General features: G+C 41.2%; 5 protein-coding genes. All 5 read right to left on the bottom strand.

Translation table 11 applies throughout. The annotated features are described in order from the left end of the window. A partial coding sequence (locus OOZ15_RS10415; RefSeq protein WP_265956343.1) for a DUF6443 domain-containing protein occupies positions 1-1567 on the bottom strand: 1567 nt, incomplete at its 3' end. A gap of 5 nt (positions 1568-1572) precedes the next feature. Then, positions 1573-4818 carry a hypothetical protein gene (locus OOZ15_RS10410; protein WP_265956342.1) on the bottom strand — a complete coding sequence of 1082 codons (3246 nt, stop codon included), beginning with the start codon at positions 4816-4818 and terminating at the stop codon, positions 1573-1575. A 132-nt stretch (positions 4819-4950) separates the two neighbouring features. Beyond that, a complete protein-coding gene (locus OOZ15_RS10405; protein WP_265956341.1) occupies positions 4951-5136 on the bottom strand; it encodes a hypothetical protein in 186 nt (61 codons plus the stop codon). Next, positions 5133-6224, bottom strand: a complete 1092-nt coding sequence (locus OOZ15_RS10400) for a hypothetical protein (protein WP_265956340.1) — start codon at positions 6222-6224, stop codon at positions 5133-5135. The genes OOZ15_RS10405 and OOZ15_RS10400 overlap by 4 nt, the downstream gene beginning before the upstream one ends. Then, the gene (locus tag OOZ15_RS10395; protein WP_265956339.1) at positions 6221-7261 is read right to left on the bottom strand and encodes a KOW domain-containing RNA-binding protein; all 1041 of its coding nucleotides are present in this window, start codon (positions 7259-7261) and stop codon (positions 6221-6223) included. The genes OOZ15_RS10400 and OOZ15_RS10395 overlap by 4 nt, the downstream gene beginning before the upstream one ends. Positions 7262-7422: the final 161 nt, after the last annotated feature.

Raw genomic sequence — 7422 nt, 5'->3', positions numbered from 1 at the left:
AGACCGCCCTGCCCTTTTTGTCATAGGCCGTGAGGGTCGTGATCCACTGGTCGGTGGTCAGCACCCTGGTCTTGCTCCCCGTGGCCAGGCCTTTCGTACGGGTGTCCACCGCCTGTCCCAGTACACTGGTCGGGACGCTCAGCCCTGCTTTGTCAAAGGTGTAATTGTCGTAATAGTTGATGGTCAGTATCTCGGCCATCCCTTGGGGAATGGCTTCGTTGCCATAATACACGGTCGTCCCCGCATAGGTGTTGGCCCCGGTCTTTGTCACGTACTGGTCATAGGTTGTCGTGTTGTTCGCTGCCTGTTGCAGGGCCGTCCTGCCGCTTGTACTGTTATGGGTCCCCGTATAGGCCACCCTCCCAAAGGCATCGTACTTGGTGAACAGCCATTTGCCCTGGTTCTTCAGTTTGGTGTCCTGGGTCAGCACCGGTTGGTTCAGGGTGTTGTACACAATGTACTCCCAACCTTTGCCCGGTACCTTTTTCTCCACCAAACGGTTCCGTTCGTCATAACGGTACCGGTAGCACAGTTCGTTCAGTTCCGTCGCCGTCGGCTTTGCCGAGTGGGGCTCCGCCTTCGGCGGCAGTACGTACGTCAGGTTCCCGTAGTCGTCGTAGACATAATAGGTGTCGTGGGGGGCATTGTTGTCATAGGTACGTTTCAGTACCACACGCCCTTGTTTGTCCTTGAACTCTTCCGTGGTATGATCTTTTAGATAGGTCTGGGTGGGTTTCCAGTTCTCGTCCTTGGTCACCGTCTTGTACAGTGTCCCTGCTGTATATGACCCGTCCAGTACCAGTGAGGGCGTATAGACCTTTATCGTGTTGGCCGTCGTGACCGTTATATCTACCTTGTACCTTTTTACCTCTGTCCCGGTATTGGCCTGGTAGTCCATCTTGATCTCCCTGCCTCCCCCAAGGCGCCAGTCATGGCCCGGCGCCGCCTGTTGCAGCACACGGTTCAGCGGTGAGGCCTCAAAGCCCTTCTGGGAAAACGGGTTCGGGGCGGTGCCGGTGATATCCTCCGGGTAACGCGACGCATAGTAGTTGCCCGTGTTCGTCTCCTGGTCCCCTCCCCGGTAGGTGCCCGGGGTGCCCGTGTTCTTGTACGGAAGCCACTCCTTGTCCTGCCTGCCGAAATCATCGTAACCGATATGGGTCACCAGGTCCTTTTTGTCCGGGGAGGCTTTTACCTCCACCTGCTGCTTCGCCCGGCCAAGGCCGTCGAAATAGGTCACGCTCTCGATCACGTCGCCGTTGAGCTGGATCCCGCCGGTGCCCGTCATCCCCCTTTGGTAGCTCCGGTTCAGGATGTAGTTCTCCGTACTGCTCAAGGTGATGTTGATATAGGCGTCCGGGACCACCTTGGCCGAAAAGCTGCTCCCCGCCTTGATCCACGTCGTGGGCTTCAGGGTGATGCTCTGCGTGGCCGTATAGCTGTCGCTCTCACCGGAGTTCAGTGTATAGTCCTGCTTGACCACCGTCGCCGGCGGGGTCTGGGACCAGGCCGTGGCCGTTATGCTGAAAATAAAAAGAAACAGGGGTAATATTGTATTGGTCTTCATAGGGATCAGTTTTTATAGTGGTACTTGTATTCTTCCAAAAGCTTGCCCGTCTCGTCCTTGATGAACCGCAGGCGGCTGAAAGTATCATAGGTATAATAGGTAGTATAACATCTAGGGTCTTTTATGCTTATCAGGTTATCATTATCCGGGTCATATACATATTTCGTAACTAATGCCCCGGGATAAGTATCCTGTTCAAAACAAGGAGATGAAGAGAGCACACCATCATCGATATTTGCAGGATCGTAATTCTCTATTTTCAGGACTACTTGTTGGTTTGCGTTATACATATATCGGGTAGTGGATCCTTCTGTTAAAGCAACATACTGTAAACGGCCATAAAAATTATAACTGTATTCTATCCTGTTTTTAAAATCTTCTATTCCAATTATCCCATTACCAGTCTTGGCTGTTTTTAACTGCTTGGGCCATATCCGGTTTTCAACCCACTCATTTGAAAAAACAGTAAGTCTGGATTCCTGAAGTTTTCCATCACGATACATTTCCTCAAGATATGGATCTGTTATCCGGTGGTGCTGATGAAGATCAAGAATTAATTCTTTTTCTTGAGAAGTGAGATATTCGTCTTTACTGTTAACATCCAAGGGGTAAAACATTTTTTTCTCTTCGACAAGACCTTCACTATCTGTTGTTTTTACAGAAAGAGGGCGATCTATATATGAAGAGTAAGTAAACTCTTTTATTTTTTTTATCATTTGCCCATTATCTTCCGGATAATCTTCAGTTTCTACTTTTTTAAGGGTATATTTTCTGGACGATATGTCATATGTTCCAAAATTAAAATCCCGTATATCCGGGGCTCCTAATGAATTAAAAACATATCTCGAAGTTTTTATATTATGCATGGTATGAGTTCCTGTTACTCCACCATACCAATATCGAGTCCTTTTTAACGGGATAAATTCATCCTGTGCATTATCATATTTGAAAATCAGTTCTTGAGAAAGTACAGAATTAGCATAGCTAGTATTATTATCACCATAGGTATAATATACTTCCCTTTCAATATCACCTATATATGGTCTGGGAGCTCCTTCCGAATTTGCATTAAACCACAATTCCTTTCCACCCTGCTCAAAATCATAACCTCCATAACTAATTGTGACATAAGGATAAAGTATCTTCCCGGTATCATCCCCATAAACATTATTCAATGCATTGGCGGTAAGATGTCTAAAATAATTCGTGTCATAAAGGAGTCCTCCACAACTTACATCCGTTGCAGTTTCATAGATATATGTTGGTTTATTTACTAATGAATTAACCTCAGTACTTATGTTCTCTTTCTTATTATAATAATATCGTACAATATAAGGTTCGTTCTTTTCAGGGCTATACGTCCTGATATTCTTAATTCTTAGCGACGGAAAGTATACAGGTTCTAACGTTCCATTGGGAATTTCCATCCCAACACTGGCATTTATGTTTAATGTTTGGTCATTTATAGCAGTATCATGTAAATCAAGACTCAACTGAAAGTGATAGTTACCGGTTTCCTGAATTTCTATCGAAAAACTTTGATCGTAATTTTTTGTAGAATTTTCTGGGTTTCCTATTCCCATGGAATATAAAATATCACCTTCCCCTCCTAAGGTTTGCATAGCGGTAATTGTAATTTTATTATAACTATTCAAATCCCCAACAGTGGTGGCCGTCAAATGCACCGGAATTACCTGTCCGGCTTCCAAATAAAATACTCCATTTCCCTGATAACGCAAAAAATCCTGATATTTACTTTCTCCATTTCTGGCAGGGTCATTATGATAGACGAAGGCGGTACTTTCATCAACCTGACTTATATAATCTATAACAGGGACTTCATACTCAAAAACCGAATATCCTCCTGTCGGATAGGTAATTTTAGATAAAGAGCCATATCGCATATCATAAAAGCTTACCTCCCTATTTGCCAGCGATCCTGCACCCTTAAAAAATGGATGTATAGGTAATAGGGTTTCATTGCTTTCGATCCCATTATAATATCCTCCGTAATCCCGGGCATATGATCGCTTGGATGGTAGTTCTTCAGGCGAATTGTACTCCATTTGATAGCCATAAACTTTTGAAAGGTCTTTATCATAGAAATCAACTTTTTGAAGAAAAAAACGATTTTCAGAAAAATTACTTTCTGTATCGATCGTGAGGTATTGCAACTCGACTTTCTTTAAAATATCAGTATTGACATCCCTAATAAAAACATTCTGAAGCTTCCGTTTTCTATTTCCCAATTGGGAAGAAGAAAATTCCACGTAGGTATTACTAAAAGTTGAGGTTATTTTTTTCAACACCACCAGAGATTCTATATCGAGATAAATGTCCCTCGGTGTTTCACGTTTATAGGTCGGGGCTCCTCCTCCACAATTACTCTCACTCCCTATATATTTCGCCAAAAGTTCCTGTTTATCAATCACATAGTTTGTATATCCTCCAGAATTAACCTGTTCATATTCAAAGTTTATTGTGCCCCCGTTGTATGGTGAAATCCTATAGAGGTAAAAAGCATTCTGGGCATATTCTATACCTACGGTAGACCCACTTCCGTTGTTAGCCCAGGTTCTAGAAGATTCTGAAGCATCCGGCCCACCAAAAAAGTAACTATCTCCTTCCGGGGTTTTAATCACGATTATGCTTTTATTATTCTGCATGTATTGAAAAGAAATATCCAATTCCTTGTCATACTTAATCAAATGGGTGTTCAAATCTTCATCAAGATAAAAACTGCCGGAATATCCCAAAAAATTATAATTGAAAATATCCACCTCTGAATCAATATCACTCAACGGATTGGCAATGGCATAAAGTTCAGTGTACCACTCAGTCCCTGAATTATTGTATTGATAGGCTCCTTCCATATTATCCAGTTCACTTGTCGTATAATATTTTTTCTTGGAAGCCGCAGTTTTTTCGTCGATCTCATCTCTTACCTGCCTGGTAATAACCCCTCCGGGAGTAAGGTTCCAGTTTATCCCTGCCCAGGTAGGTTCCTGAGCTACTTTTACCCCATTACCCGAATAATTCAGTACAATGGGGATTTCTATTTCTCCAGTCTGAAAGGTATGGATGGGAATAACAGGATTTACGGTTCCCGTAGATTCATTAACTTCTACTTCACCATATTTTGTGAATTGATAGGCTGTTGGTGATGTAGGACTCAAATTGGGAAGTTCAATATTGATTTGCCCGTAAAGGCAACTATTTATCAATAGAAACCCTAGTAAGATTCTTTTCATAAGTAAAGTTTTTTGGTTTGGTTAAATAATTATAGTTTTTATCCTAATTTTACTTTAATTGCTGATGTTACAACTTTTCCAATAACTTTTAAATTTATTCTTTTAAGATTAATCCCTTCTTCTTCTATTTATTTAGTAGAAGTAATGCCTTTTTTCCTTAATATGGGCCTGTATTTCTTCCGAAGAATGTAATTCATTGTCCTCCCCAGAAACATAATCTGGTACAACAGCACCATTTAAGTCAACTTTGATCTCTTTAGCATGAATATCTCCATTGACTGTCGGTATCAAGAGATATAAAAAGTAATGTTTTCTCATTTTTTATTCTTTATTGTGTCTATTTCTTCCTTTAGTCCTGCAATTATTTTTGCAAAGTTTTTTTCCTGCTGCTTCAGGAGTTCTTGTTGCTCTTTTATCATTTTTTGCTGTGCTATGGTATAAAGCGTCAACTCCTCTATTTTCTGCAACAACTTAGCGTCCATCTCCCCTAGATAGATCCCGTTTTCCTCTACTTCTTTGGCTGATGGGATATCCTTTAGGTGTCCTTTTTCCTTGATGTGTTGTTCTACATCTTCAAGCGATGGAAGTGTATAGGTCTCTTCAAAAACGAAGTCGCTCCAATCTGTATCGACTTTGATTTCTTTGGCTCGGATTTTTCCGTTGACTGCTAGTTTCCAACTCCCAGGATTGTTCGTCCCTATGCCGATATTCCCGGTAAACATATCAGAAAACAAAAAAGCCTTGTTGAGCAATTCACTATTTGTGTATTCAGTTTGAGTACCGGCTTTTTCCCTTATAAAATAGGTGCCTTCGTCCTGCCACATAATTCCCCCTATATCATTATAAACACCTGATGATCTTTCCCATCGTGCAGTTGACTGGTTCCATTTGGGAGGGTTGTTATTCCCGGTCAGCCATGTGTCCCTGACCCAACTATTCTCGGCACTGGCAGATATCGTACTGATTGCTGTCCTTCTAAACCTAACCCCCGTAGAAACATGTAATCTGTACTCTGGTGTTGTTGTGCCAATTCCTATAAAACCATTTTTCTTTATAACCATATCCGCATTGTTGCCACCATGGTTGTTTACCCTGAAATACATTTCATCATTGGGGTGATTATATTGAATCCCACCTACGAAATTATCATCCTGGTCAGCAAATCCATAGTATCCATTTTTAGTATCTGGGGTTAGGATATTGATCATCCCATTATCATTGTCTTCTATAACAATATCTGACATGTAATGTATACTCCCTCCTGAGTTTCCTTTATATATGTGGAGCTTGGTTTGGGGGCTTGAAGTTCCAACACCTACATTCCCGGAATTCGGGAAAGTATTTGTCTGCGAAAAGCCATAGCCCGATACTATGCAAAATATGACTGAAAGTAATTTTTTAATCATTTTATTTTCTTTTTTATTGATTCAATCTGTTCACTTAATTCAATATTCTGTTTTTCGAGTTTTTCAAGTCTGGACAAAAGTGTTTTGATGAATTTACTTTGTTGATCATTCGTCTTGTGCTGCTCTATGGCATACAAAGTCAATTCTTCGATTTTCTCCAGAAGCTTCAGGTTCATTGCCTTGAGGTTGATTCCCTCTTCTTCCATTTCATTTGCCGAAGGGATATTGGGTAAATGACCTTCACTTTGAATAAACCTCTTAACTTCTTCCAAAGTTTTAAGTTCGTAATCCTCCTTAAACACATAATCGGGAGCAACCGCTCCGTTTAGGTCTACTTTGACTTCTTGGGCATGAACATCACCTACAACGGTTAATCTAGCATCCGGGTTTTCAGTACCGATTCCTATGTTACCATTTTGTTTGATCGTAAAATCTGGGGTATGCACATAATTTCCATTACCATCCCTAATTTCACTTTGTTGGCTTATAAAAAAATCTGAATTCGCAGCACCGCCCCTATACAAAAGCCCTACATGCCATTTATATTGGTTTCCTTGTCCGAAAGAAACTACCGCACGGTCCCTCCCTGAACTTCCGCGGTTAATTCTCAAGTATGTATTGTCCCTTTCATTTCTACTGCTGATGCGCATTTCACTGTATATATCTAACCTAGCTTCGGGATTGTCAATGCCTAACCCAATGTTTCCATTCTCATCAGCGATAGGTATATTCCGCCAAGTCGTCCATTGATTGTCCGGAGACCATTGACGCAGCTTGAGCTTGCCATATGGATAATGGGTCACCAGCAATTCAAAATTCCTATAAGCGCTTCCATTAAGTGTCAATTTGGTACCATAGGGATAGCTCCAACCATAACCGGAATTATTGGCTCCCGGTCCCCACTGGTAATACAAACCTATATCAATTTGATCCGGGCTTAAATTTTCGGGATATTGTTTCTGGGCATATGCCCCCGTATATATAATTGTGATGAAAAGGAATATGAAGATATCCTTTACATGAAGATGTGCAATCATAGTAGGTTGCCAGGTTTTTAGGTTACAAAATTTAGAATGAGGGAATGCTAAACCATGTATTTAAGCTCTAATATATAAAATTTTCTTAAATTTTAACAAAAAATTAAAAAAAATTTTGAGAATAGGGCTTCCATATCCCTTTTTTTATTCGTAGAACAAGA

Origin of the sequence: Galbibacter kalidii (assembly GCF_026241135.1) — a bacterium.
GTDB lineage: Bacteria > Bacteroidota > Bacteroidia > Flavobacteriales > Flavobacteriaceae > Galbibacter.
This window is presented reverse-complemented; position numbering and strand designations above follow the sequence as displayed.

Excerpts from the sequence above, each read along its gene's own strand:
- OOZ15_RS10395 (WP_265956339.1), bottom strand. The coding sequence starts at position 7,261 with ATGATTGCACATCTTCATGTAAAGGATATCTTCATATTCCTTTTCATC.
- OOZ15_RS10400 (WP_265956340.1), bottom strand. The coding sequence starts at position 6,224 with ATGATTAAAAAATTACTTTCAGTCATATTTTGCATAGTATCGGGCTAT.
- OOZ15_RS10405 (WP_265956341.1), bottom strand. The coding sequence starts at position 5,136 with ATGAGAAAACATTACTTTTTATATCTCTTGATACCGACAGTCAATGGA.
- OOZ15_RS10410 (WP_265956342.1), bottom strand. The coding sequence starts at position 4,818 with ATGAAAAGAATCTTACTAGGGTTTCTATTGATAAATAGTTGCCTTTAC.